30 protein-coding genes are annotated in these 26,445 nt (G+C 36.0%); 13 read left to right on the top strand and 17 right to left on the bottom strand.

The window, feature by feature from the left end; all coding sequences use genetic code 11:
* The 5 genes from QM491_RS12430 to QM491_RS12450 all read left to right on the top strand — a co-directional run bounded on the left by QM491_RS12430 (position 1) and on the right by QM491_RS12450 (position 3,874).
* Positions 1-909: a helix-turn-helix domain-containing protein gene (locus tag QM491_RS12430; RefSeq protein ID WP_283327814.1), complete on the top strand. Its 909-nt coding sequence runs from the start codon at positions 1-3 to the stop codon at positions 907-909.
* 126 nt (positions 910-1,035) lie between these two features.
* The gene (locus tag QM491_RS12435) at positions 1,036-1,935 is read left to right on the top strand and encodes a helix-turn-helix domain-containing protein (RefSeq protein ID WP_283327815.1); all 900 of its coding nucleotides are present in this window, start codon (positions 1,036-1,038) and stop codon (positions 1,933-1,935) included.
* A 187-nt stretch (positions 1,936-2,122) separates the two neighbouring features.
* The gene (locus tag QM491_RS12440) at positions 2,123-3,106 is read left to right on the top strand and encodes an aldo/keto reductase (protein WP_283327816.1); all 984 of its coding nucleotides are present in this window, start codon (positions 2,123-2,125) and stop codon (positions 3,104-3,106) included.
* A gap of 49 nt (positions 3,107-3,155) precedes the next feature.
* Positions 3,156-3,728 (top strand): NAD(P)H-binding protein, encoded by a 573-nt coding sequence (locus QM491_RS12445; RefSeq protein WP_283327817.1) that lies wholly within the window; start codon positions 3,156-3,158, stop codon positions 3,726-3,728.
* Positions 3,725-3,874 carry a hypothetical protein gene (locus QM491_RS12450; RefSeq protein WP_283327818.1) on the top strand — a complete coding sequence of 50 codons (150 nt, stop codon included), beginning with the start codon at positions 3,725-3,727 and terminating at the stop codon, positions 3,872-3,874. Before QM491_RS12445 ends, QM491_RS12450 begins: the two co-directional genes overlap by 4 nt.
* A 382-nt stretch (positions 3,875-4,256) precedes the next feature.
* Here QM491_RS12450 and QM491_RS12455 read toward each other — a convergent pair whose 3' ends face one another.
* Complete coding sequence (locus QM491_RS12455) at positions 4,257-5,021, bottom strand: LCIB family protein (RefSeq protein WP_283327819.1); 765 nt, start codon at positions 5,019-5,021, stop codon at positions 4,257-4,259.
* Between the two features lie 213 nt (positions 5,022-5,234).
* On the opposite strand from QM491_RS12455, the gene QM491_RS12460 reads away from it, so the two are divergent.
* The 3 genes from QM491_RS12460 (at position 5,235) to QM491_RS12470 (ending at position 7,863) form a co-directional block, all read left to right on the top strand.
* Positions 5,235-6,080 (top strand): SMP-30/gluconolactonase/LRE family protein, encoded by an 846-nt coding sequence (locus tag QM491_RS12460; protein WP_283327820.1) that lies wholly within the window; start codon positions 5,235-5,237, stop codon positions 6,078-6,080.
* A 79-nt stretch (positions 6,081-6,159) separates the two neighbouring features.
* Complete coding sequence (locus QM491_RS12465; RefSeq protein ID WP_283327821.1) at positions 6,160-6,537, top strand: hypothetical protein; 378 nt, start codon at positions 6,160-6,162, stop codon at positions 6,535-6,537.
* 129 nt (positions 6,538-6,666) lie between these two features.
* Positions 6,667-7,863, top strand: a complete 1,197-nt coding sequence (locus tag QM491_RS12470) for an esterase (RefSeq protein WP_283327822.1) — start codon at positions 6,667-6,669, stop codon at positions 7,861-7,863.
* A 286-nt stretch (positions 7,864-8,149) separates the two neighbouring features.
* Here QM491_RS12470 and QM491_RS12475 read toward each other — a convergent pair whose 3' ends face one another.
* On the bottom strand, positions 8,150-9,088 hold the full coding sequence (locus QM491_RS12475) for a polysaccharide deacetylase family protein (RefSeq protein WP_283327823.1): 939 nt from the start codon (positions 9,086-9,088) through the stop codon (positions 8,150-8,152).
* Positions 9,089-9,092: 4 nt separating this feature from the next.
* Positions 9,093-9,488, bottom strand: coding sequence for a DoxX family membrane protein (locus QM491_RS12480; protein WP_283327824.1), 396 nt, complete (start codon positions 9,486-9,488; stop codon positions 9,093-9,095).
* A gap of 87 nt (positions 9,489-9,575) precedes the next feature.
* On the opposite strand from QM491_RS12480, the gene QM491_RS12485 reads away from it, so the two are divergent.
* Positions 9,576-10,412 carry a helix-turn-helix domain-containing protein gene (locus QM491_RS12485; RefSeq protein WP_283327825.1) on the top strand — a complete coding sequence of 279 codons (837 nt, stop codon included), beginning with the start codon at positions 9,576-9,578 and terminating at the stop codon, positions 10,410-10,412.
* 29 nt (positions 10,413-10,441) lie between these two features.
* On the opposite strand, the gene QM491_RS12490 is transcribed toward QM491_RS12485, so the two are convergent.
* Positions 10,442-10,807 (bottom strand): hypothetical protein, encoded by a 366-nt coding sequence (locus QM491_RS12490; RefSeq protein WP_283327826.1) that lies wholly within the window; start codon positions 10,805-10,807, stop codon positions 10,442-10,444.
* A gap of 5 nt (positions 10,808-10,812) precedes the next feature.
* Positions 10,813-11,373, bottom strand: coding sequence for a hypothetical protein (locus QM491_RS12495; RefSeq protein ID WP_283327827.1), 561 nt, complete (start codon positions 11,371-11,373; stop codon positions 10,813-10,815).
* A gap of 269 nt (positions 11,374-11,642) precedes the next feature.
* Here QM491_RS12495 and QM491_RS12500 point away from each other — a divergent pair, with 269 nt between their 5' ends.
* Positions 11,643-12,197 carry a thioredoxin family protein gene (locus QM491_RS12500; protein WP_283327828.1) on the top strand — a complete coding sequence of 185 codons (555 nt, stop codon included), beginning with the start codon at positions 11,643-11,645 and terminating at the stop codon, positions 12,195-12,197.
* A 61-nt stretch (positions 12,198-12,258) separates the two neighbouring features.
* Positions 12,259-12,843 carry a 5'-methylthioadenosine/S-adenosylhomocysteine nucleosidase family protein gene (locus QM491_RS12505; protein WP_283327829.1) on the top strand — a complete coding sequence of 195 codons (585 nt, stop codon included), beginning with the start codon at positions 12,259-12,261 and terminating at the stop codon, positions 12,841-12,843.
* Positions 12,844-12,983: 140 nt separating this feature from the next.
* On the opposite strand, the gene QM491_RS12510 is transcribed toward QM491_RS12505, so the two are convergent.
* From QM491_RS12510 to QM491_RS12565, 12 genes are all read right to left on the bottom strand, one after another.
* Positions 12,984-13,598 (bottom strand): hypothetical protein, encoded by a 615-nt coding sequence (locus QM491_RS12510; RefSeq protein ID WP_283327830.1) that lies wholly within the window; start codon positions 13,596-13,598, stop codon positions 12,984-12,986.
* Positions 13,599-14,081: 483 nt separating this feature from the next.
* The gene (locus tag QM491_RS12515) at positions 14,082-14,408 is read right to left on the bottom strand and encodes a type II toxin-antitoxin system RelE/ParE family toxin (protein WP_283327831.1); all 327 of its coding nucleotides are present in this window, start codon (positions 14,406-14,408) and stop codon (positions 14,082-14,084) included.
* Complete coding sequence (locus QM491_RS12520; RefSeq protein WP_283327832.1) at positions 14,401-14,643, bottom strand: hypothetical protein; 243 nt, start codon at positions 14,641-14,643, stop codon at positions 14,401-14,403. Before QM491_RS12520 ends, QM491_RS12515 begins: the two co-directional genes overlap by 8 nt.
* Positions 14,644-14,774: 131 nt before the next feature.
* Positions 14,775-15,884, bottom strand: a complete 1,110-nt coding sequence (locus QM491_RS12525; protein ID WP_283327833.1) for a family 20 glycosylhydrolase — start codon at positions 15,882-15,884, stop codon at positions 14,775-14,777.
* A gap of 160 nt (positions 15,885-16,044) precedes the next feature.
* Positions 16,045-16,539 (bottom strand): hypothetical protein, encoded by a 495-nt coding sequence (locus QM491_RS12530; RefSeq protein ID WP_283327834.1) that lies wholly within the window; start codon positions 16,537-16,539, stop codon positions 16,045-16,047.
* A 195-nt stretch (positions 16,540-16,734) separates the two neighbouring features.
* A complete protein-coding gene (locus tag QM491_RS12535) occupies positions 16,735-19,221 on the bottom strand; it encodes a TonB-dependent receptor (RefSeq protein ID WP_283327835.1) in 2,487 nt (828 codons plus the stop codon).
* A gap of 415 nt (positions 19,222-19,636) precedes the next feature.
* Positions 19,637-20,194: a dihydrofolate reductase family protein gene (locus tag QM491_RS12540; RefSeq protein ID WP_283327836.1), complete on the bottom strand. Its 558-nt coding sequence runs from the start codon at positions 20,192-20,194 to the stop codon at positions 19,637-19,639.
* A gap of 92 nt (positions 20,195-20,286) precedes the next feature.
* Positions 20,287-20,544: a hypothetical protein gene (locus QM491_RS12545; protein ID WP_283327837.1), complete on the bottom strand. Its 258-nt coding sequence runs from the start codon at positions 20,542-20,544 to the stop codon at positions 20,287-20,289.
* A gap of 262 nt (positions 20,545-20,806) precedes the next feature.
* Entirely contained in the window at positions 20,807-21,118 is a 312-nt protein-coding gene (locus QM491_RS12550; RefSeq protein ID WP_166551015.1) for a DUF3817 domain-containing protein, read from the bottom strand.
* A gap of 29 nt (positions 21,119-21,147) precedes the next feature.
* Positions 21,148-21,606, bottom strand: coding sequence for a hypothetical protein (locus tag QM491_RS12555; protein ID WP_283327838.1), 459 nt, complete (start codon positions 21,604-21,606; stop codon positions 21,148-21,150).
* Positions 21,607-21,677: 71 nt separating this feature from the next.
* Complete coding sequence (locus QM491_RS12560; protein ID WP_283327839.1) at positions 21,678-22,268, bottom strand: TetR/AcrR family transcriptional regulator; 591 nt, start codon at positions 22,266-22,268, stop codon at positions 21,678-21,680.
* Between the two features lie 101 nt (positions 22,269-22,369).
* On the bottom strand, positions 22,370-22,963 hold the full coding sequence (locus tag QM491_RS12565) for an HD domain-containing protein (protein ID WP_283327840.1): 594 nt from the start codon (positions 22,961-22,963) through the stop codon (positions 22,370-22,372).
* A 246-nt stretch (positions 22,964-23,209) separates the two neighbouring features.
* Between QM491_RS12565 and QM491_RS12570 the strand changes: the two genes are divergently transcribed.
* Both QM491_RS12570 and QM491_RS12575 read left to right on the top strand, forming a co-directional pair.
* Positions 23,210-24,211 carry an amidohydrolase family protein gene (locus tag QM491_RS12570; RefSeq protein ID WP_283327841.1) on the top strand — a complete coding sequence of 334 codons (1,002 nt, stop codon included), beginning with the start codon at positions 23,210-23,212 and terminating at the stop codon, positions 24,209-24,211.
* A gap of 574 nt (positions 24,212-24,785) precedes the next feature.
* On the top strand, positions 24,786-26,396 hold the full coding sequence (locus QM491_RS12575) for a glycoside hydrolase family 43 protein (RefSeq protein WP_283327842.1): 1,611 nt from the start codon (positions 24,786-24,788) through the stop codon (positions 26,394-26,396).
* Positions 26,397-26,445 lie beyond the last annotated feature (49 nt).

Genomic DNA, 26,445 nt, shown 5'->3' on the forward strand with positions numbered 1-26,445 from the left:
ATGCCAACCTCTGAGAAAATTGAAGATTTTTATCTTCAGAAGTTCAATCAATTACCCGAATTTGTAGATAAAAAAAATGGACATTTCAATGTTTTTAGTTTGAAACCATTTGTAGGCGAATTTGCAAATCCTTTACCATATCGCAAACGGGATTACTATAAAGTTACCCTGATGAAAGGTAGTGGAAACGTACATTATGCCGACAGAACTGCCTCAATTGAGCGATATGCCATTGTTTTTACCAATCCTAATATTCCGTATAAATGGGAAAATACCGACAAAGTTTATGATGGTTACTTTTGTATTTTTAGTGGTATGTTTTTCAACCAATTTGGAAATATCAACGAATACACCGTTTTTCAACCAAGCGGCGTACATATTTTTGAATTAGACGAAGAGCAGTATTTATTATTGGAAAAACATTTTTTGCGAATGTTGGAAGAAATCCAAACGGATTATCAATTCAAATTTGATGTGTTGCGAACAATCATGTACGAAATTTTGCATTATGTGATGCGCACACATCCAGCTTTGATTTTCGAAAAATCAAAGGCCAATTCTAATCAGCGGATATATAACTTGTTTTTAGAGTTGTTGGAAAGACAATTTCCCATTGATAATATTTACCAGAAAGTTCAAGTAAAAGCACCTTCGGAGTTTGCCGAACAATTGAATGTCCATGTCAATCATCTCAATCGTGTGGTAAAGGAATCGAGTGAAAGAACTACCTCTGAATTGATTGCGGAGCGTTTTTTGAAAGAATCTCAACAATTGCTCAAACAAAGTAATTGGAATATTGCACAGATTTCGGATGCTTTAGGCTTTCATGAAGTTACTAATTTTAATAGTTTTTTCAAGAAACATACAGGTACTACTCCTTCAAAATATCGTTCTGGGAAAGTAGAGTAAACTAGGTTATGAAAATCAAACCGTTAAATTGTTTGATTTTCGTAATCTTCTGTTTGAATTGCATTAAAGTCCAACTGTAAAAAAGAGCGAAATTTGTATTATCAAATAAAGCAATCGATACAGCGGATGGAACAAGCAGAAACTTTAGAAGATTTTTACGAACGGAAGTTTGAATGGATTCCAGATTCCTTGCGCAAAGATATTGGACATTTCAATGTTTTTCAACTAGACCCTTATGTTGGAAAAAATGCTAAACCTGTGCCTTATCGACGACGAGACTATCACAAAATTACCTTTTTGAGAGGCAATGGAAGAGTGCATTATGCCGATAAAATCGTGGAGGTTCAGAAGCAAGCGTTGGTGTTTTCTAACCCTTTGATTCCTTACAAATGGGAAAATACGCAAGAAGTACAGGGAGGGATGTTTTGTATTTTTAACCAATATTTCTTCCAAAATTATACCAATCTCAATCAATATTCTGTTTTTCAACCTACAGGTATTCATGTCTTTGAGTTGACCGATAATCAAGCTGATTTTGTGGTGTCTATTTTTCAAAAAATGCTTCAGGAAATCAATTCTGAGTATATTTATAAATACGATGTGCTAAAAACGCAGGTAATGGAGTTGCTACATTTTGCCATGAAAAGCCAAACTTCCACACAATTAGACAAGGTGAAAGTTAATTCATCACAACGTATTTCGGCACTTTTCTTGGAATTATTGGAGCGACAATTTCCCATCGAAGAAATCCAGCAAGCAATCCCATATAGGTCGGCTTCGGAGTATGCCGAGCAGTTGAATATCCATGTCAACCACCTAAATCGAGCAGTGAAGGAAGTTACAGACAAAACTACCAGTCAGTGGATTTCTGAAAGAATTTTGCAAGAAGCCAAAAATCTATTGCGATATACCTCATGGACGATTGCTCAAATTGCAGATTCGCTGGGATTTCAAGAACCTACCCATTTTAACAATTTCTTCAAAAAATATTCTGCCCAAACTCCAAGCCGATTTAGAAGTGCCTAGCGAGCTTTACCAAAACTTACTAAGTAATAGCTTCAACCGAAGAGTGATTGGAATAAATGAATAAGCAATTTATTTGAATTTTATAACACCTTCGTATATACAAAAGAGTTATGGTTTGTAAAATGGCTTTAGACAACGGAATAAGTATTTTTAGTAATCTCATTTAAAAACAACAAAAACAAAAGCAATGCAAACACGTAAATTAGGTACTCAAGGGTTGGAAGTTTCGACCTTGGGATTAGGTTGTATGGGATTGAGCTTTGGTTATGGACCAGCTACCGATAAAAAAGAAGCTATCAAATTATTGCTTTCGGCGTATGAATCAGGAGTTACATTCTTTGACTCAGCCGAAGCCTACGGACCTTATGAAAATGAAATATTGTTAGGAGAAGCGTTTTCGACGATGCGTGATAAAGTGGTAATTGCTACCAAATTTGGGTTTAAAAATGGTCTGCCCAACGAAGTATTAGACAGCCGCCCAGAAAATATCAGAGCAGTTGCAGAAGGCGCATTGAAACGATTAAAAACGGATTATATCGACCTCTATTACCAACACCGAGTGGATCCTAACGTTCCTATCGAAGAGGTAGCAGGTACTGTACAAGACCTCATCAAAGAAGGAAAAGTAAAATATTGGGGACTGTCAGAAGCTGGCGCAACAACAATTCGTAAGGCGCATGAGATATTGCCTATTTCGGCATTACAAAGCGAATATTCATTGTGGTGGCGCGAACCAGAGCACGAAATCATTCCAATATTAGAGGAATTAGGCATTGGTTTTGTTCCATTTAGTCCACTTGGAAAAGGATTTTTAACAGGAGCAATCAACGAAAATACGCAGTTTGATAGTACTGATTTTAGAAATATCGTTCCTCGTTTTTCTGAAGAAAACCGCAAGGCAAATCAGGTAGTAGTTGATTTGTTAAAAAGTATCGCAACAGAAATGAGCGCCACTCCAGCGCAAATAGCCCTAGCTTGGTTATTAGCCCAAAAACCTTGGATTGTACCTATTCCTGGAACAACCAAACTACACAGATTACAAGAAAACATTGGCGCAACCAACCTCGAATTGTCTATCGAGAATTTAACACAAATCACTGAAGCCGCCAATAAAATAGAGGTACAAGGCGCAAGATACCCGCAACACTTACAAAATATAGTAGGGAAGTAAAGATGGGTATCTCATCATAATTTTATATTAAATATTGCTTGGAAAGTAAATGAAGAAAGTATTAGTCATAGGAGCAAGTGGAAGCCTTGCTAAGTATGTTATTGCAGAGTTGAAAAACCAAGGTAATATCGACATATCGTTATTGGTCAGAAATGCCCAACGTCTCTCTAAAGGTATTTCGGATGGTTGTACCGTTTTTGAAGGTAACGCATTAAATCAATCAGATCTAAAAAGTGCGATTGTAGGTCAAGACCTTGTGTATATTAATCTGGCTGGAGATTTGGAAAGCATGGGTCGAAATATCGTCGAAGTTATGCAAGAATCAGGCGTAAAAAGGGTTATTGCCATTTGCTCAATAGGTATTTACAATCTGCCACTTCGCTCAGTATTAGTGTCTTATAGAAAACTTGCAGATATAGTAGAAGCCTCAGCATTAAACTATACGATTATTCGCCCAGATTGGTTTACTGAAACAGATGAAATTGATTACGCAATTACTTTCAAAGGCGAATCAGAGGTAGGAGGAGCAGTTTCAAGAAAAAGTATTGCATCGTTTGTGGGTAGCATTATTCAAAAACCAGAGTTGTATAGCAGGGCAAATGTGGGGATTAGTAAGGTGTGAAATTTGATTCTGATAATCATAGCGACTTTAAAAGTGCTCAACAAACCTACCTCAACTATATGTTGTTGCTCGATACTGACCGTTTGCTAGCTCCTTATTTGAAAGCCGCAGGACTCGAAACCTTAAAAGCAAATTACGACAACTGAGAAAATATGGTTTAAGCGTATTGCTTATAATATGTTCAAACTAACCAATTTCACTAGTAGAGACGCAATGCTTTGTGTCTAAAGGTATATCATTCTGAAATTTAGCATAAACATGAGTCATCCCGAATTTTGCAACTAGAGTGATTCTATAGTTTTTCATTAAAAAAGCGGTCGATAATTGTTTTTCGACCGCTTTTTTTGATACTACTATGCTATGTCTGACTCGGCTTGAGATGCAAAGCATTGTGTCTCTACTAGTAAATGTAGATTAAAAATAATCACTCATTCGCTCAATCACTAAATCGCTCAATTAGATATGACTCATGTTTACAAAACATTCAAACAAATGAAGGAAAGCACATTTTTAAGCTCAAGCATATTTTTACAAATTCTTAAACGCATCCAATTCTAAAATCGATTTTGGTTTGAATGGTTCAAGACTTTTGGTTTCGATTACATCAAAATTACGAATATCTACGTAGTCATTATATTCTTCACTGGTATTGATAATAACGCCCCCCAACAAAAAAATACGCTCACAATGAAACTCATTTAAGCTCATACTTACAAGCTTTTTTATTTGTTTGTCTATAGCAGTATAGGTGTGATCTGTAATGGCTTTTTTGGGATTATCAGCGGTAAGAATTTTATTCTTAAATGGCATCAACGTTTGTTCCAATTGAATCTGTTGGTAATCGTAATGTACGCTTTGTGGCACATACGTATCTACATCATCGTCACTTTGGAAGCGTTCTAAGGCCAACATCAATGCCCCACAGCTGTTGGTCAACCGTTTTTGTCCAATACGGCGCATTCGTCCTAATTCACCCTCATCAGTTATGCCGATATGCGGGCCATAAAAAATAAAAGCATCACCGCCATCAGGAATATGGTGCGAAAAAGCTACCATGCCTGTAAAGCCAGAGTAAGGCAAACCTCCCAATCCGCCCATAGTGAACGGTCGTGATAATACGCGACGAAAGTCTGTAGACACATTGACGTCATCTGAGCAAACAGACGTGGCAAAAAGCATTTTTTTCAAATCTGAATTGTATTCTTTTTCCAGCAAAGTCAAATAGCTTTCCGTAATATCATCACCACTTTTTGCATTAGGATAGTGTGCAGTTACTTTTTTAGTGATTGCCATAGTTTAATAATTTAGATAAAAACAGTAAAAATCAAGCCTATTTTAGTTTTATGAGATGTAGGGTTTAAATGGTCAGATTTGTATAAGCTTCCTGTCGTATAGGTCAAAAGCTCGAAATTACAATTTTTTCAATTGGGACTCGAAATTACTCATGAAATGTCTCTAAGTTTGAACTAATTCATTTAAACAATTATAAAAAATCTAAAATAATTTATGAAAAAATCAGCAATCCTCTTATCAATCCTATTGTCTACTGGTTTGGTTTCAACATCATTTTCTCAAAAGACTCTTACCAAAATCTGGGAGACAGATACCCTAATCTCAACTCCAGAATCTGTGGTCTTTGAACCCAAATCAAAAGCCCTATACGTAGCTTGTATCAATGGTGCACCAACAGCAACGAATGAAAAAAGCTTTATTTCAAAATTGGATTTAAACGGTAAAATCACCCAATTAAAAGTAACTGAAAATCTTCATGCAGTAAAAGGACTGGATGTCTTGGATGGAAAAATTTATGTAGCAGAGATTTTCAAATTGGTTGAAATTGATGCTAAGACAGGGAAAGTATTACATAAATATGAAGTTCCAAATGCTACTTTTTTGAATGGTGTGAGCGTTGATCAGAAGAACAAAGTTGTGTACTTTACCGATATGCGTTCGGATAGATTATGGAAATTAGAAAAGGGGCAGTTGGTAAAAGTGGCAGAAGGTGCTCCTTTAAAAACACCCAATGGCGTATTTTTTGAAAATGATAAATTGATTATTGGAAACGGTGATGGAAAAATCCTTGCACTAGATTTAAAAACACAACAATATGCAACAATCGCCGAGGGAATGGGAGGACTGGACGGTATTTTGTCGGATGGACAAAAAGGTTATTTCGCTACTGAATGGAGAGGGAAAATCTGGCATATCAACCCAGAAGGCAAAACCCAATTGTTGTTGGATACCGTAGATGCCAAAATGAATACCGCAGATATTGAATATATCCCTAGTCAAAAAATATTATTGGTTCCAACTTTCTGGAAAAACAAAGTCATTGCCTATAAAGTCAATTAGCCTTTGTCGGAGTTTTCTCCGACAAACTTTGCGGCAGCAACAATAGAATTTCAGTAATAAGCCCTCAAATTTATATATAATGATAAATCCTATTGAAATAGATGATAAAGCAATCATCATTAAAATTTCCCAAAAATATAACCCCAATATGTCGGCTGAGGCACTTTATGAGGCAACGAGAGGCGTATGGAGATTATCAAAGGAAAGAGCCTCCTATGCAAATATAGCATTTTCGGTTGCTAATGGTATAATATTAGAAGTCTATGAAATCATTAGTTGGCATGATGCTGGTACTACAGTTTATCACACAAGAGATGATGTCCATGATTATCAAGGTCGTTTTGAATTTGTAGGTAAAATAGCCAATGAAATTCTTAGAAATAAATATCTAGGACAATCAGTTAAGTCTTATTTTAAGAGAGGACGTAGTAATCCGATAAAATATATAAATTGTTGATAATTAGTCAAATATATTTAGTGTTTTCACCTTTGGTGGAGTTGTCTCCACCAAATTTTACGTCTGAAACAAAATTCACAATCCAAAACTTTTTATTCTTAATAGATTCAAACTATCCAACTATTTACCATGAAAAAACAACTCTTATTCATTTGTTCAATTGTAATATTGACTATTCATTTTGCTATTGCGCAAGAAATACCCAAAGAACTCGAAAACATTATTTCACCAGAAGTTAATGCCGACAAAACCGTTACTTTTCGTTTTTATGCACCCAAGGCAGATACTGTTCAAGTAACGTCAGATTTTTTGCCTCCAGTAAAAGTTATGAGTCGTTTTGGTTTGGTAGATGGCCCTGGAACCATCAATTTGATTAAAGATAAAAATGGACTTTGGTCATACACCTCCAAGCCCCTAGATTCGGAGTTATATAGCTATTCTTTCATTGTTGATGGTATCAAAACCAATGACCCCAATAGTCCTTATGCACTGAGAAATTCAGCTTCGATGACCAATATTTTTATCGTTGATAAAGGTAGAGCAGATTTGTACAAAACTAATGATGTCCCACACGGAACGGTGATACATAATTGGTATCCGTCAGCAGGATTGAAAATGAATAGAAGATTGACTATCTATACACCAGCTGGCTATGAGCAATCCAGTGAGAAATACCCAGTTTTGTATCTTTTGCACGGCGCTGGTGGCGACGAAGAATCTTGGGCTGCGCATGGACGAGCTATTCAAATTTTGGACAATTTAATTGCTCAAGGTAAAGCTAAACCCATGATTGTGGTTATGCCAAATGGCAATGTAGTGCAAGACGCTGGCTATGGTTATGGAAAAGATGGTTTTTATAAGCCACAATTTTTATTGCCTCAATCGATGAATGGCGTTTATGAGGCTAATTTTATGGATATTGTCAGTTATGTAGAAAAGACTTTTCGAGTAAAAAATAACAAAGAAAATCGTGCTATTGCAGGTTTATCAATGGGCGGTTTTCATACGATGCACATCAGTAGATATTTTCCGAATACCTTCGATTATGTAGGCTTATTTTCAGCTGCTATTATGCCTCGCGAAGATGCTACAGGTAAAGTCTATAGCAATATTGATGAAACGCTAAAAGTACAAAAAAACAATGGTCTAAAACTTTACTGGATTGCCATCGGCAAAGACGATTTCTTATATCAAGCCAATATTGATTTCAAGAAAAAACTAGATGGCTTAGGCTTAAAATATGAGTATTTGGAAACAGCAGAGGGACATATTTGGAAAAACTGGAGAATCTATCTTGCGGAATTTGCACCAAGATTGTTTAGATAATCCCTACATATTGTAATGATTTGCGTCCAAAGACGTGTCATTCTGCTAATAAATATCCGCAAATTATAAACATGAGTAATCCCTAATTTTAAGATTGGGTTTATTCTCCAAGTTTTCATCAAAAAAGCGGTCGGGAAATATTTTCCGACCGCTTTTTTGATGAAAATATAGTAGATTTTACTCAGCTTAAGAAGCAATCATAGCGTCTCTACTGCCAGAATACACATTTTAAATTAATCACTCATTCAATCAATCGCTAAATCACTAAATTAGGAATAACTCATGTTTATTCCCGAATAGTATTTACATCATTCAATGCTATGCTTGCAATTTCATCTTTTCTTTTGAAGGAAACACCTTTATGACTTTGTATGTATTTAATCAAATCATAAGTGGATTTGACCATCTGAGGAGTGCCCCCAATTCGGTCATGAAAACTGATAGAGAGCATTCGACGTTTGAAATGACTTTCAAAGTACAATTGGTCAAACTCGGCTTTTACTTGATTGAAAAACTGGTCTGTAGAAAAGTTTTTACCTTCAATCAGTAATATATCGTTGTTTCTCAAAGTATAGGGTACAACAGCAAAGTCCTTTTGATTGACTTTTATAACAAAAGGCTCATCTCTGCTAAGGTCGTCGATATGATATTTAAAGCCAAGTTCTTGTAGTATATTCAAAGTGTTTTCGCCTCTTCGTAGCCAATTGGCATTATATCCGATGGCGTTAAAACCTGTGATGTTTTTAATGGCATCGACACCGTCTTTGATAAATTTTTTCTCTTGCTCATAAGGCAAGTTGTACTGAGAACTCCAGTTCATCCCATGCGCAGCAGCCTCGTGACCACGCTCTACGATTTCACGTGCAAGCTGTGGATTTTTCAATACAGCAGTGCCCACCATGTGAGAAGTAACTTTAACACCATGCCTATCCCAATTGTCTAACATTCTTGGAATGCCTTCTTTATAACCGTATTCGTACCAAGTTTTGGCAGGCAAATCTCGGTACCCTTTTTCGAGATTTTGTGGAAAAGGGCTCTCGGCATTTTCTGGCTCACCTCCAGATTCAAATTGCATGGAAATAGATACCACTAATCTTGAACCATCAGCCCATTTTGAGCTAGGTGCATTTTCTTTTGGTGAAGCTTTTGCTAAAAAACTAGGTAACAATAAATGACTAAGTCCCAATGCGCTACTTTGTTGAATGAATTTTCTTCTGCTATCCATGACCTTATTTGTTGAAGAGGAAATAGTCTAATGACCATCTATTGGATGAAATGAATTGTATTAAAATCGCAAAAAATACCAAATGGATTAATTGTGAAGGAAGCGCTTCCCAGTTCTCGATAAGCGTTGTTCCCAATAATAATAAAAGCATTACGATGCTTCCTGCCAAAAGTGCTTGTTTGGTCAATAGACCAAGAATTAGTAGCGTGCCAATCCCAAATTCGAGAATAGGTAGCGCATAACTAAATGGCGTAACGATAGCGCTAGGGAGTAAGGATTTTTCGAAAGATGTAACCATCCATTTGCTAAACCCTGCCAGTTTGGGTAAACGTACCAAGCCGTGCCCAAACATACTTATACCAATGCCTAAACGAAGTAATAAAAATGAGGTAGTATTCATAATGTTTATTGTTTTTTTTGCAAAATTGCAGGCAAAATAGATTTGAAGTGTTGTATAAATAAAGGTTGTATTTGTAAGTTTAGAGGTATGGAAATACGTAATTTATATTTGCCATTTGAGTTGGAGCTTTGGGAGAAAGACCATTACGAGGCTCGTCCACATAAAAATACTTTTTTTGAAATGGTTTTTGTGTTGGAGGGAACAGGCATTCTGTGGATTAATCAATATCGATTGCCATTTGCCAAAGACAAGTTATTTTTGATTTTCCCACAAGATTCACACGGATTTGAAATACAATCCTCGAGCAAACTATTTTTTATCAGATTCAATAGTGCATACTTAAATCAACAAAGTAAAGATTGGGTCAAAAGACTGGAGTTTATTTTTCATAATCACAACCATTTGCCAGGTTGTATTCTAAAAACTGTAGCTGATAAGCCCTTGGTCAGAGCTTTGGTTGAAGCGCTTATTCGCGAACATCATCATCAATTTCCTCATACAGAGGAGGTAATTCAACAATTGATTAACACGATTATTACCATCGCTGCCAGAAATATTTCGCTGATAACTCCCATAAATATTGACAAACCCAAATCTGAAACGGCTATGCTCATGATCAACTATATTCATCAGCATATTTATGAACCCTCAAAACTTCGAGTCGAAGAGCTTGCCAAACATTTCAATTTGTCGGCTACCTATCTAAGTGAGTACTTCAAAATACAAACAGGAAGTAGTTTGCAAGAGTATGTGATGAATTATAAAATTAAGATTATAGAAATGAGGTTGATGTATACTAGTCTGAATATCAGTGAGATAGTCTATGAGTTGGGATTTAGTGATGCGAGCCATTTGAATCGTATATTTAAGAAATATCGAGGAATTAGCCCTAGTGAGTTTAAGCGGAGGGTAAAACAAACATAGCATATTTCTTGAATTGGCTTTTTATAGAATTATTTAAGCCTAAAGAGGTCGCCTTCATCAAAACCATAGGCAATTGCAATAGAATTTTCTAAAAAACTATTTTTAAATACAGAAGTTTTTGAATAGTCAATTAGATAAGTTTTAAAATTATCTAGTATTTGATACCACGCCAAATCTTTTTGTCCAAGGAATAGATACTTATTTACGGGGCTAAAATCTATATTACATGCCCAGTCATCAGTTGACTCGTCGAAAGTTTTGGAACCAATAAGGTATGCCTGATAGCCCTCCTCTGTAGTTACTAAGCCAAAGTAATACCCAATTATATCCTTTTCGGGTTTTTCGTTTGTCAAAATTGTGTCTAACCAAGAATTGAATTTTTGTTGTGTAGTCATATCAATCAAGGTTGAGGAATAAACTTAATATTTGAGAGTTTTTCATTTTTGAATGTAAAATGCTGGGTAATATCACTGATACATGAAATAAATGAAATAACCCTAAATCTTTTGTACAATTCTGGAGGGTAGTTTACAAAAAACTTACTGCAAAAAGTATTTATATCCATTCCTACCTTAATATGTTGAAGAAGCTCCACTTTATTGTCCCATATTTCCCCTTTGCTAATATACCCATGAGTTGATGCTTCGGGATCATTATCGAAGAAAAAACTTAACTTATTTTTGCCAAAAGCCACTTGAACATATTCGAAGAATTCCCAAACAGGTGGGGCTAAGTTGGTGTTTTTAAAGCTCTCTCTTTTGTATTTTTTGATGGTCCAATTTTTAAATACACTCTTCTTCAAGGAGTTTTTGTCGGTTAATTTTCCAAATGGATAAAAGACGAAATTACAACAAGTCACAAGAAATAAAGTGTCCTCTTTTATCACTAAATTACCATTGTAGTCAAATGCTTTTAGAGGAATAATTTTGAACCCTTCAATATTTATGGTGTCTGTTGACATCTCATTTTGCCCAAGACACGATATGCAAACTGTTGGACTCAAAGAAAAGGTTAGAATTAAAAAATAGATATAGACGATACTGTTTTTCATAGATGTTTTAATTTAAGTGGCTAAATATAAGTTAATTATGATGTATTACTGCATTTTTAATTTAAGATGTTAGTTATCAAGACACTTGTTATAACCAATTCTATGATGCTTAATTGGAACTCTTTGCCCTTTGATGGCTGTAATATCTACAAACAACCATTTTATTGCCAAATTACATCATGAACTACCTAGCATATAAAACCCTATTCGAAGAGATTTTATCAGCAGAAACACCTGCATCTCCTTACGACAAACCTGATTATCTAAACTACACGAAGCTCAATCAATCACGCATGAAGCGTTGGGACAAGCACCTTGTATTATCAGATTCGATTTTGAGTAAACTGCAAGAAATTACATCGCCCCAACATTGGATTATCATCTCCGAACCTTGGTGTGGTGATGCAGCACATATCGTACCTTTTTTGATAAAAATCACAGAGCAAAATCCTTTGCTGACTTATGAGATTCAATTGAGAGATAGTGAGCCTTTTCTTATTGAGAAATATTTAACAAACGGTACAAGTAAGAGTATCCCGAAGTTGATTGCAAGAGACGAGACTGGAAATGACCTTTTTGTGTGGGGACCTCGTCCCGAAGGTGCCCATCAGTTAATGGAAGAATTGAAAGCTGAAAATGCAGACTTTGAAACGGTTAAAATTAAGTTACAAAATTGGTATAACGATAACAAAGGCGAGGAAATTTGTCATGAATTAGCTCAGTTGATTGGATAAGCTTTTCTTTTTGTAATTTTAATGTCCCATCGACTTTTAAGGATTGTTTAAATAGACTATCATGATACATATTAATTTAGAAACAACTTTTTCGTTAGAAAATACCCTCTTTTCATTTGCGCTCGAATCAGAGGCTGCCGATGTTTTTGTTGGTCAAAATGTAGTATTTACAGGCATTGGAAAAGTAAATGCTGCTTACGAATTAACCAAAGCGATTCAGCAGCAAAAGCCTTCTTTGATTATTAATTTGGGAACAGCTGGAAGTAATTATTTTGCTAAAGGCGAGGTGATTTGTTGTACCAAATTTGTCCAAAGAGATATGGATGTACGAGGCTTAGGCTTCGAACTTTACGAAACCCCACTTTCTGGCGTGCCTCCCTTATTGGCGTATGGACTTGAGATGGACGGACTAAAAGTAGGAATTTGTGGTACAGGCGATAGCTTTGAAATGGGTCATTCCGAAACCATTTATAATGTCGTAGATATGGAAGCCTATTCACTGGCTTTGATTGCTATGAAAGAAAACATTCCGTTTTTGTGTCTAAAATATATTTCAGATGGTGCCGACGACAATGCTGCAGAAGACTGGACAGAACAAGTTCATAAAGCAGCAGTGGCGTATGGGAAATTGCTGAAGATTTATTAGTTAGTGTTTAATTGTAAAGGCTTTTCTACCGAGAAGCTGTGATTCCATTTAGTGGGTGAATTTATTCACCCGTAACGAAAAAGTTCAAATAGCCCCACTGAAATAATCTAATTTCAGTGGGGCTATTTGATCAACGATTACTAAAATTGTCTAGCCATAAAGTTTGATTCAGCGAACAATATTTCTCCTAAAGTCAAATCTTCTTCCTTAAATTTCATGGATTTTGTTCCATCATCATCATACCCCATGATGTTTGGATTATTATTGAACGCCCATGAAAGATGAAGCATAAGAAGTACTTTTTTGTTTTTAAATGCTCCTTTCAGGTGCTCTAAATGGGAAATGTCCTCAATGGTTTGAATGAAGTTGTTTTGTACTACCAAAGTGAACTCTGACGGGACATTTTCTGAAAAAGCTATATTTTTCACTTCGCTTTTTTCATCAAAAGAAATTAAAAATGAGAAAGTACCCTGAAAAGAATGCACACTTCTCATGAAAGTCCTCTTATAAATACTACTCATTCCATTCGATACTGCCTCCGACACACGGCGATCTCTCCAAAACAAGTTGGTGAACACTGAAACAGTCTGACAATTTAGATCAGATGGATATTGATATTGAGCTCTTTTAATCCATTTATTAATTCTTTTCCTTTGAATAGAATCAGTCTGATAGGAGGAGGTTTGTGCAATGATGCTTTGTGCAATGGAAATTAGAAGAATAGAAAGGGTAAGATGTAGTTTGAGGTTTTTCATAGAGCGTTAGTTAAATGTCTGGTGTAATACTAACTATTACCATGTTTAGACTTGTGGTGTATTCCAAATTAAGTTGCTATAATCTGATATGCGCGCTCGCCTTTTTTCTCCATTATGCCAGCGTGAACAAAAATTCTACCTACAACATGTACGTGACAATCATTGTCGGATACCTGTTTCTGATAATGTTTGCAAATTATGCCTCTATTGTATATCCCATGATTTGCAAGAGTATCTTCGAACACAGTTTTTAATAATAGGAAAGGTATATGCAGCCAATTATCTTTTCCTATCTGAACATTATAACCTAGCATTCCAGGGTAGTCATATCTACTACAGGGAAAGTCGGGGCCAGCGGCAACGTATCTATATTCAGAATCTCAATCTAGTTTATCTCCAACTTTAACAGAGTCTTTAATTTGTTGTTCAATATTTGACCAGTTCATATAGATGAGTGTTGTTTTAAGCTGGAAATTAAGTAGTTTACTCATGCAAATCCTCTAAGAGAGTTCGAAGCTCTTTGCTACTTATATCTGCTTTTACTTGCTTGTCATAAATCGTAAGAAGAATAACTTCACTTTTTTCGGTAACAACATAGGTGATTATTCTAGCCCCACCACTTTTCCCTTTCCCTTTACTTTTTATGCTTATTCTAATTTTGTAGCAATCATGTCCTAAAGAAGCTCCTAGAGTAGGATTTTCCGCTAAAACGTCCCCTAATTCTATAAGCTCACTGCGAAGTGAAACATATTTTTTGAGCAAAGATTTTGCATCTCGTTCAAAACTTCGTGTGGTTAGGACTTTAAACATCTGATAAAAAGTCGCTCAACGTTCTTAATTTAACTTGACCTTTTTTATGAAGATGAATTTCATCTAAACCTTCTTTTATTTTTGCCTTCAACTCTTCTTTGCTAAATGTAGTGTCCTCATCAAGAAGCATTGAGGCTATTCTTAACCTATCTTTTTGAGGTAATTGCTTTGCTAAATCCACCAATTGATTAATGGTAAGTTGGATGTTAGTATTAAGGTTAATTGTCTTTCCCATAGCCTAATCCTTGAGTGTTTTTTAATTTAATTCTGGACAAAGAAATTGTTACAACACTAAGTTAAACAATACTAGTAATATCTACAACGTCAAAACCCTCAGCAAATTATAATGATAAGCATAGGGGAAACCTATTTCCCTAACTGACCCATTTCCAAAAACATAGCTCTAAAGCAATTGGCGGAGGTGTTTTCTTCAGCAGGTTTGGTAGTGTTTTTTCCATAAAACTCGTCCATAAAAGATTCTGCACTAGACCATACCGTTTGCATCATACCTTGAAAATGTGGCTTCATAATGGCTGTAGAGGATTGGCGAAATCTGACCATATCTTGTGTTTGAATCACAGCGAATTTAGGCATTCTCCATGGGCAAGTAATGACGTTGAAGCCTTTCATCGCAAAATAAACTGCCGTTTGGTCAGGTCTTTCATAATGCCAATCGCAGATAGTTACATCTTTGGCAATCAAATCAATGGCACGGTGAGTATTGTTAAAACTTCCTTCCCACATACCGATGCCAGTGGTTTTTCCATCGATTAGTCGGTCGCCCCAAATCCAGAGTTTTCTGTTTTTTAGAGCCAAATGATTTCTAATTTCGTTGACTTCTCCTGCGAATAGTTCTGCCTTGTCTCGACCAGCGCAACGTGGACATTTGTCATCGCCAATGTAGAAGACTTCGTCCATTCCCGCATGAAACGCATCCGTTTCAAAAACATCACAAATTTCATCTACTAATTCAAATACTATTTTATGAACGTTTGGGTGAAGTGGGCAATAACTTTTGCAATACAAGCCATCAGAGTTTGGCCACACGTATTTTTCTGGCATTTTGACCCATGGCGTTTCATCAAATTCGGGATAAACTCTCAATAAATTGTGCGTAGTACTCGCCCATGACTGGTGCCCCAATAGATTAATCTGTGGGATTAGTTGAATATTATTTTTCTTGCATACCGCAACCAATTTCTTAATATCCTTTTTGGATAATGCCTCTGGATCTCGAAGTTCAGGATGACTTTCAAACTGGTAATTGTAGTCCACACGCAACAGTAAGGTATTTACCTGACGGGTTACCAATTCATCTTCTACAAACTTAATAAAATCGTTTAGTCGTTGCGTTTTGGGGGCAGTAATACAAAAAGCACGGGTGGGAATCAAACTATCAATTTTGGATTGAGCAAATAAGTTGGAATGCAATAAAACTCCCATCAGGAGCAAAAGGAAGTGTAAAAATTTTGTCATAGTGAGGTTGAATTTAAAAATTGGGTTGAGTACGCAATTTGCTTAAATTCAGTTCTGCATGCAAATGACTAACAGATAGGGCAGGGTAGGTATAAGAGAGGTTGTTAGAATACTTTAAATAAAAAGTAAGATTCTGGAATTTAGGGTCTTACAGATAGGGTTATTGTGAAAGTTTTTTTCTCAATGCGATGATTTGAAACGTTACTCCAACAAGAAACAATACCAGACAAATACCAACTAATTTGGCTACTAATGGGTCATCTGGACTACTTGCCCATGGGTGCTCCAATGGCAAACGAGTTGTGGTTTCGGTCACACCTGGTACTAAGTGAAAGAAGAATGTCAGCGAATAAGCGACTTTTTCAATATAGGGTGAGTATTTACCCAAAGGCTGATTTGCTTTCTGTGCAAGATAAATGACTCCTAGCACAGCCAAGGTAATGATTCCAAGTACATGTGGCTTGCCAAATCCGCCATGTTGAAAAATACCAAAACCTGTTAGGCAGGTAAAAATTGTGGCAATAACATACGTTTTACCAAGTGAATTATTCCATGTGATTTCTTTTAGTTTAATCAGCGAAATTGCACCAGCAAAAACTGCGACTAGACTAATTATTGTGTGAATGATTCCAAGAGAAGTAAGTCCAAACATCATATTTGTAGGGTTTAGGAAATGAAATGATACATTTACCTAAATATACAAAAATGCTATGTTAATTCGTAAACTATTGTAAAATAGAGTGTTATTTCTTTAGTGGGCGACTGAAGGCGCCCACTAAGGGTAAGAGTATTAGAAAACACTAAATGTGAAATAAAAGCCCCATTCACTCAAACACTCAATTCCACACGCCTAATTACCCCCACTTTTTACCCGATTTTTTTCATCCTCTAAGCCCGTGTTTCTTTGGCGTGCTCCTGCAATTTTACTGTTGCCAAAACGGTAAGAAAAATTGATACGTACCACACGACTTTCCCATTTGTTTCTGAGCTGAACATTAATATCGTTGAAGAGAAAAGTCCCATTAAAGTGTTGAGTCCAGAAAATATCGTTGATATTTAATTTGATGGATGCTTTGTCATTCATCATCTTTTTCTGGATGCCAAAAGAAACTGCTCCCATCGGATTCCCAGCTAGTTGACCCTCAATAAATGGCGACAGATACCAGCCGCTCAACTCAACTGAATATTTTCGAGGTAAGGTAAATTGATGCGTCATATTGGCGCTATAACTTGTTGCACGAGCATCGAAGGGCTGATAAATAGTGGTTGATGTGCCATTTGACTCAATCGTAGTTTTCGGAATTTCACCAACATAGTGATTATTGTATAAATTAAAGTAGGTATTGCTAAACCACCATTTGGTAATTGGCATAGGTATCGAAAACGAAATACCTAGATTTTCTACATAGCCAATATTAATTTTGGTAACATTGGTCGTTTTTAGGGCATTATTTTGCTCTAAAATTTGTGTCATTATACCTTCTGTTCTGCTGTAGTTGATTGTAGTGGTTATACTCTCTTTGTAAGTATGCGACACTTCTACGGCATTGGTATATTGTGGCTGCAATAGCTCGTTTCCTCTTTGGTAGGTATAAGGGTCTAAGAAAAATAGGAAAGGGTTCAAATCTTCATAACTTGGTCGGTCGATGCGGCGACTGAATGAATACCCCAATTGATGATTTTTAGCGAGTTTTTGACGGAAAAATACACTTGGGAAAAAGTTGGTATAATGTCTGTCTAGCAAATCTTTGCCGAGTAAAGTCCCTTGTCCATTTGTATTTTCCATGCGTAAGCCCAACTGCATAGTCAGCTTTTTGAATTCTTTAGAATAGTTTATATATGCAGCGTTGATATTTTCCTTGTAAACAAAATCTCGTGTACGAGTAGGGTCCAGCACAGGCGTGTTATTATCCCCGACCAAGAAATCAAAGCGCATATCGTTGTTTGAGTTAACATAGCTAGATTTTAGACCAGCTTCAAACTTTGACGTCTTGTTGATAGGGTAAATAAGGTCAACCTTAAGCGAGTAAATATTGATTCTTGAGCCTGTTAAACCATCTTCATTTCTGGTTTCTCGTAAAATATTTTGTGTGTCAAATTTGGAGGTTCTGTATTTCATCGAGTTGTCGGCATCATAACGAGCGTAGTCCAAATCGGCTGTAATTTCTTTCCCAGTTGAGTCGATTACATGCTTGAAATTCAGGTTAGTGGCATAATTTCCCCATTTATTCCTCATAAAACCTAACGTCACAGAGGTCGTATCTAATTGATTCAAGGCGTTTTTAATAGCCGTTTGGTTGTTTCTGTCGTTATTCCAGTTACCATTCATGCCATTAAACAAAATGCCAATCGTATTCTTTTTATCAATGAAATAATCGAGCCCAACTTTATAAGCCAGCGAGTTAATTCTTCGTTTCTCATCTGCTGACTGATTAAAACTTGATATTACTTTATCGCCTTCGAAGAACTTTCTGTCAATTTCTTGTAATTGAAAACTGTGGCGGTCATTTCCTGAAAAATTACCGAATATATTGAGTTTTTCTTTTCGGTAATTCAAATTCAAACCTGCACTTTCTTTGGGTAATGACTGATAAAACCCATATCCTAATCCAAGATTGGCTGAACCATTGAAGCCTAGATTTTGATTTTTTTTCAAGCGAATATTAATCACTCCTGCATTGCCAGCGGCGTCATATTTGGCAGGAGGGTTGGTCATAATTTCTATCTTGTCCAACTGTGTCGATTGCATATTGCGAAGCATATTTGCCAAGTCACTCGATGACATATACGTTGGTTTTCCGTCGAGCATTACCATGACATTCTGTTTACCTTTCAAAGAAATATTTCCATCTTTATCGACGGTTACGCCAGGCGATTTTTCCAGAATCTCAATAGCAGTACTTCCTGCTGAAACGACGGAATTTTCAACATTGACAACTGTTTTATCTATCTGCTGTTCAATGAAAGGTTTTTTAGCCGTAACCACCACCTCGTTTAGTTCTTTGGATTCTTCAACCAATGTCAAATTAGAAAGGTTGATAGATGAATTTTCTGATGAAAGACTAAACTTGGGCGTGTAAAATTTCTGATAACCCAACTGAGAAATAGCGATTAGATAAGAGCCAAATTTGATTTTTTCGAATTCAAATGTTCCGTTAGCATCGGCCAAAGCACCTTTTACCAAACTAGAATCTTTGGCTTGTAAAAGCGTAATAGTCGCAAACTCTACGATTTTACTTTTGTTGTCTGTAACCTGTCCTGTGATTTTTCCCTGTGCTTGAGTCCTGAAATTTGATAAAGTCAATAAAATCAGCAGCGTGTAAAAATAAGTTTTCATGATTGAGAAGAATTAAGTTTAGTTGTATGCTTTTATTTTTGATAGGTGAAGGGTATTTGTGGCTTGGATGCAGGGGAGGAGCAAAAGGTTACGGGAAAAATAAAAAATTGAAAAACACACTTCTGGGTATTCATTGTTTTATTCATTTTTGTTGATGCAAAATTGCACAATGAACACCCCAAAAAAGTAGCCCAATCCATCGATGCTGTAGTTGAATCGTGGATAGGGGGAGATTTTAATGTTATTTGTTATTTTGAAATAAGTAACAAGAAAGAATAAATTAATAATATAGCTACGTTACACATTGAATATATCCTTCTGATTATGAGCTTATTCCAATAACTGGATATACTGTTAACTAATAACTTCCTTTTAATTGTTTGAAAAACTAAGTAAGTCAAAGCTCAATTTACCGTTACCCCAATCGATAGTGCATAGCCGTAACGCCTGTGTACGAGGGAGTAGCACTTATTAAGGTTAGGTTTTGGCGATTTTCAAGCAGATCAAAAATGCGCATTCCTTTAGCTATTAAAATCGGGTTGACCAATAAATACATTTCATCAATATGTCTACCAGCTAGGAGGGACGATACAAAGCTTACACCGCCATATACGAGGATATCTTTTCCTGTTTGGTTTTTCAGTCGAGAAATTTCATCTGCTAAGTCGCCTTTAGCTAAAGTGGTATTTTTTCCAAATGGAGCATCAAGGGTTTTACTAAAAATAACTTTTGGTGTATTCACCATTTTCTGAGCAAACTCAATTTTGGGATTTTCTTCCTCAAAATTCTCAAAATGAGGAATAAAAGCCTCTGCCATCTTTCTGCCAATAAGGATAGTATCTGAGCTATCCGCCAAATCATTGATAAGTTGCCAGTGTTTAGTATCGCCTCTTGTGACCCAATCCTCCTCTCCATTTGGACCCGCCACAAATCCATCAACAGAAATTTGCATTTGCAATCTTAATTTTCTCATAGTTTTTTATTCAAATTTAAGCGATTGAATAAAAAAACACCATAATTGTTACGTCGATTTTGATGGGTAAATACGATAAAATAAAGGTTTGACTAATCTATAAGTTCTTCACAATCATATCCATTTTCTTGCATCAGTTGTATTACTTGTTGGGTTACTTCAAATGAGCTTTCGATACGCAGAACTTTATCACAATCTTCCAAATCGAAACTCCAATGGCAGGAAGGAAAATGCCTTTTCAGAAGTTTAGAAATACCTTCCTTTTGCAATTGATTAGCAATATTAGTTTTAAAAACAAATACCATGTTTAATGCTTCTGTTCGTTGATAATTTTTTCTAAATCTATCCAAGCTCCTCCATTAAAGACTTTTCGAAAACCTTTTTCTCTAAGAATACTCTCAACTTTCACACTTCTTAAGTATTAATGCAAAATAAAATTGCACTAATACGCTTTAAGCTGTAAGCCGTAGGTATTAGGCAAAAATGTATTCATGATTTCATTAATAACAATTTTATACTACCAGCCTATAGCATATCGCTTATTGCGATCTTCTTAAGTTCGGTATCCCAAATAAATAAGAAGGATAGAAACAGTGACAATAATCGCTATTTTCATGATTCCTTTATGTTTTTGAAAATTTTATGGTCAATATAAAAAGTACCGAAAGGAATAAAACACGCGACTATTATCTTCCAAGTGGTTGTTCTGAATTTCCAGTTTTGTTCTATCGCCAAACTCATTGTATTGAGTACAAATACCAGAAAAATTGCCCCATGAATAGGACCTAAAAATTTTGATAGTGCAGGATTATGAAAAAGATGTTTCATGGGAATAGCCACGAAAATGAGCACCAAAAGAGATAGCCCTTCTAAGAAACCGATGATGCGTATACGTCCAAGTTTTGTTTTGAATAATGTGAGCATATAGAATAAAAATTAAAGGATGAGGAGTTCTACCTGAAATAAGGTCTGTGTGCAAATGGTGAAAAAGGCCAAGGTATGGCAATGAAAATAATCAAGAGCGATACCGAAAACCAAACAAGTATAGTTCTGAACTTTTCGGAATCGGTGGTTTGCCGCTTTGATTTGGCAGACCCAATTGTAATAAGAACTATGGCAACTAGCATCAAAGTGCTATGAATAAGGCTAAAGAAAGTCATTTCTAATCGTTGAACAGCTTCTTTAAAATGCTGCATAAAATACCTGACGATAGGACTATTGAAATACAGGCTCATGCCAATCATCAATTGGACATGAGCAATAGTAGCAGTCCAATGTCGTATAGTATTATCCGTTTTTGAGAAAATCGCCTTCGAGTTATAGCCCCTATATGCTCGATAGATTGCCAATAGTAGGCTTGCCAAAACGAGCCACCGCATGAAGTTGTGATAAAAAGTAAGTGTTTGATACATCGCTTGATTTGTTTGATGTAACAAAGGTATTCAAAAAACATACTAGTTAGTATGTTTTTTGAATAAAAAAATTATCTGAGTGAATCAAGATAGGATTTAAGTTCCTTTAAATAAGGGATATACATAGTTTTGCTGTTCTCTAACTTGCCAAAATTTCGGATGCCCCAGTAGCTTGACATCACAAATATGGTTACACTTTGGGCATTTACATCTGGTCTAATTTGCCCATTTTGTTGACCTTTTTCAATGGCAGCAATTATATGAGTATGCCAAAGCTGAGTAATTTCATGCAATGCCAAACTAAAATCCGAATGCCAAGGCGTCATTTCTTGCGTGAAATTGGCAGCAGGACAGCCGTATTCTACCTTCAAAAAATCATTTTCTAATAGTAGATGTTGCATCAATTGATAAATGGCGTCCAGCGGATTTTCATTATTTTGAAGAGGCGCAATAAAACCAGCGGTTAGTTGTGGCTTAAGCAACTCGTTGATAATTGCCAAGCCCATTTCATCTTTAGTTTTGAAGTGGTAATAAAAAGCGCCTTTGGTAACTTTGGTCGTAGCAATGATATCATCTATGCTAGTGGTTTGATACCCTTTTGCATAAATTAATTCAAATGCTTTTTGTAAAATCATTAAACGTGTTGCTTCTGATTTTTTCATAGTTTGTAAAATCAAATTTTGAGTTTGGTATTCAGTAAATGCTCTCATAAACAATGTTTTACCAAAAACTAAATGCCCAAATCTGGTAGCCCTGTAATTGCCTATATTTTCTTTAGAATACCTTTATCTACACTTTCATTGATTAGGTTTTCTGCATAATCCCAAATGACTTCAGAACCATCTTTAATAACCTTTTTCTTGTTGTACACTTTGTCGTAGTCAACACCAAACTCCGCCCAAGTGCCACCATTGTTAGAAGTATTTTGCAATAGTGGTTCCAGTCTGTCCATACTTTTAGCAAATTTAGCTTCCTTAGTTTCACCAGCTTCAAACTCTTCCCAAATTTCAATTAATTCTTCAGCTTGTGCCTTCGGAAGTAGACCAAAAATACGATTAGCGGCCAATCTTTCCTCGTCGGTATTAGTATGATTTTTTTGTGTATCGTATATAAAAGTGTCACCCGCATCAATTTCTACAATATCATGAATCAGAAGCATTTTAATCACTTTCAAAACATCAATATTTTCGTTAGAGTGTTCAGCCAAAACTACTGCCATAATCGCCAAATGCCAACTATGTTCGGCATCATTCTCGTTTCTATCGCTATTAAAAAGCTTTGTTTTTCTTTGAATATACTTAACCTTATCAATCTCCTTAATAAAGGCAATTTGCTTGAGTAAATTATCAGAAATCATCTTGACCTAGTTTAATGTTAAATACAAAGGTAATAATTCATGGTATAGAATAATGTTTTTGAGTTTGGCTATTCTATCAAAGAAAATATTTGAGATTGAGAATATTGAAATGTGAGTAATTTAACCACTATTGAATAGTAATTTTCATTGAAAATATTGTAATAATAAGGACAAAAGTTTTACATTTGTCTAATGTCTCAATTTGTTACATTAGGAATTTATTACTCAATTATTTACTATCCAATTATGAAATATCTTTATTGTTTTCGCAATGTACTTTTGCTGGTGATGGTTTTAGCGTTTAAAGTTAATTCGTACGCACAAGCACCCAAAAAGCATTATCCAATCATCGACGTACATGTGCATGCGTTCAAGGCTAGTCCCAATACGGCAGATCTTTGCCCTTGGTTTTTGAAAAATATGCCAGGCGCTGACCCGCATAATCATGGTGATAATCCATCAATTTTTAATTTGGACTGTCCTGACCCATTGAAGGCTGCTAAAACAGACAAGGAAATGCAAGATGCCTTATTGGCTACTGCCGAGCGACTCAATGTTACGATGATTGTAAGTGGTGATGCGGGTGTGATTCATAATTGGTATAAAGCTGCACCAAACCGTATAATTCCATCGTTGGGCATTAGTAGCAATAAAGATATGACCGTAAAAGCCTTCGAAGATTCGTTGACAGCTGGCTTTTACAAAGTAATGGGAGAGGTAGCACCACAGTATCAGGGAATGTCTCCGAGTGATGTTAGTTTAGATGAGTATTTTGCGGTTGCTGAGCGTTTGGGTGTGCCTGTGGGTATTCACATGGGTACGGGTGGAAACGGCAATATCAATATCAGTAATCCAAAATATCGTGCTTCGTTGGGTCGTCCTTTTTTATTGGAAGATATGTTGTCTAAACATCCAAAATTAAAAATTTGGGTAATGCACGCAGGCTACCCAATGGCCGATGAAATGATTGCCTTGATGGGTGCAAATGCCTATGTATATGTAGATTTGGCAGGTTTTATTTGGAGTTATCCTCTAGAAGAAATCCATGCGTATTTGAAAAGATTAGTTCAAGCAGGTTTTGGAAAAAGAATTTTGTACGGTACAGACCTCATGATTTGGCCAAAATTGTTGGAGACTTCTATCCAAGTAATTGAGAGTGCCAACTATTTGTCAGAAGACCAAAAAAGAGATATTTTCTTTAACAATGCGGTAAGATTCTTCAATTTAGATGCCAGTAAGTTTAAGTAAAGTGCGCTTAATTTTCCACTAGGGTTCGACTAAAGTATGAATCTTGAATTGAGAGTAGTGAATTGTGAATTTAATATTCTGATTATCAATTTTATATTCAATATAAAATTGATAAAAGTATCTTGTTCTCCTTTTAAAGCTCCGTAGGAGTGACAGTTTGGTTGCAATAATACTTGAGAAAAACCTTTTTTGAGCTCCGTAGGTGCGAAAGACTTCAAGATAGTCTGCTCTCTGTCGCACCTACGGAGCTGATGAAAAGATTGGGTTCTAAGTTCTACAATTGATAAAGTTAATTCTACAATAGTTCTTTAGTATTAATGCAAAATAAAATTGCATTAATACGCTTTAAGCACTAAGCCATAGGCATTAGGCCAAAGAGCTTAAATTATTTCATGAGAAATTCATTTCAACTTTTAGCCTACAGCATAAAGCTTAGAACTTAAAGCGGGTAAAATTATTTTAATTTTGCCCACTAACTTATTTCTTACAAAGGATTGAGTAATAAATCTCTTTTTAACCTTTCATCTGTGTTAAACATTTTGTGTAAGAGAAATATTACAAAATTCTTGAATCTATGCTCAAATCGCTTGTTTTTATCGTTGCTTTCTATCTGTTTTCCTCAAATACTTTATTGTTTGCTCAATTTGGTGCCAAGTGGGGTGATCAATCGAATGGGACTTTTCAAAATCCTGTGTTGCCGTCTGATTTTAGTGATTTGGATGCTATTCGGGTGGGTGATGATTTTTATGCTATTTCCTCAACAATGCAATTTTCGCCTGGCATGGCAGTGCTACATTCTAAGGATTTGGTCAATTGGGAGGTAATTAGTCATGTGGTGAAGGATTTGACACAAATAAGTCCTAAGCTCAATTGGGATAAAATGGATAGCTATGGCAAAGGAATTTGGGCAGGTTCAATCCGATTCTATAAAGGCAAATATTGGGTTTATTTTGGTACGCCCGACGACGGTTTTTTTATGAGCTCAGCCAGCAATCCGGCAGGACCATGGGAGCCACTTCACCAAGTCTGGAAGGTCTCGGGATGGGATGATTGCTGTTCGTTTTGTGATGATGATGGACAGGTATATTTTATCGCTACCAATTTTGAACCAGACCCCATCAACCACAAAAAATACAATATTCATTTATTCAAAATGACACCTGATGGGAAAAGCATTATCCAAGAATCGGACAGGATAATCTATCAATCGCAAGGAAGTGAGGCGAATAAACTCTATAAAATCAATGGAACGTATTACCATTTTTTTAGTGAAGTAAAAACCGAAGGGCGTGTGATTATGATGGAGCGCTCGAAAAGTCTAACAGGTCCTTGGGAAGTAAAACAACTCAATCATGTTGATAAAAAACTCGACAAAGAGCCCAATCAAGGAGGATTAATACAACTCAAAAATGGACAATGGTGGTTTTTTACACATCATGGGCGTGGTGATTGGGAGGGAAGAGCCGCTAGTTTGTTGCCTGTAAATTGGCTAGCAGGTTGGCCTATTATCGGGAAAGTTGGCGCTGATACCATTGGCACTATGGTATGGTCGGGCAAAAAGCCCATTATGAACCAAAATACAAAATTATCACGACAAACTGAAGAGTCTTTTTCCGATAAAACGCTTTCTCCAGATTGGGAGTGGAACTATCAACCAAGAGCCTCAAAATGGTCATTGAGTGCAAGAAAAGGACATTTACGTTTGTATGCTTTTCAACCCATAAATCCCCAAGATACTGTAGATATACTACTGCGAGCAGGGAATACACTTACTCAACGCAGTCTTAGAACACAAGAATGTACCGTAACGATTAAAGTAGATATTGCCAATATGAGTGATGGGCAGCAGGCTGGTTTAACGCATTTTTCAACTACTTCGATTGCTAATATTGGGGTAAAACAAATAGGAAATAAAAGGCATTTAGTGTTTACCTACAAAAATGAAGAGATAGTAGGACAAGAGATTAAAGGTAAAGTAATTTGGTTAAAATCGACTTGGAATTACGACGGCATAAACCAATATTTTTACAGTTTGAACGGTAAAGATTTTACTCCATTTGGATTATCAACCCAACTCACTTGGGGAAGTTATCGTGGCGACAGAATTGGCATTTATAGTTACAGTACTCAACAAGAGAAGGGATATATTGATGTGGATTTTGTGAAGTATTTGTTTAAGAGATAAGTTTCTTTGTATAATCACGGTATAATAAGAAAGCATTAAAAGAGTTTTA

The sequence above is a fragment of the Flectobacillus longus genome (assembly GCF_030056705.1).
Taxonomy (GTDB): Bacteria; Bacteroidota; Bacteroidia; order Cytophagales; family Spirosomataceae; genus Flectobacillus; species Flectobacillus longus.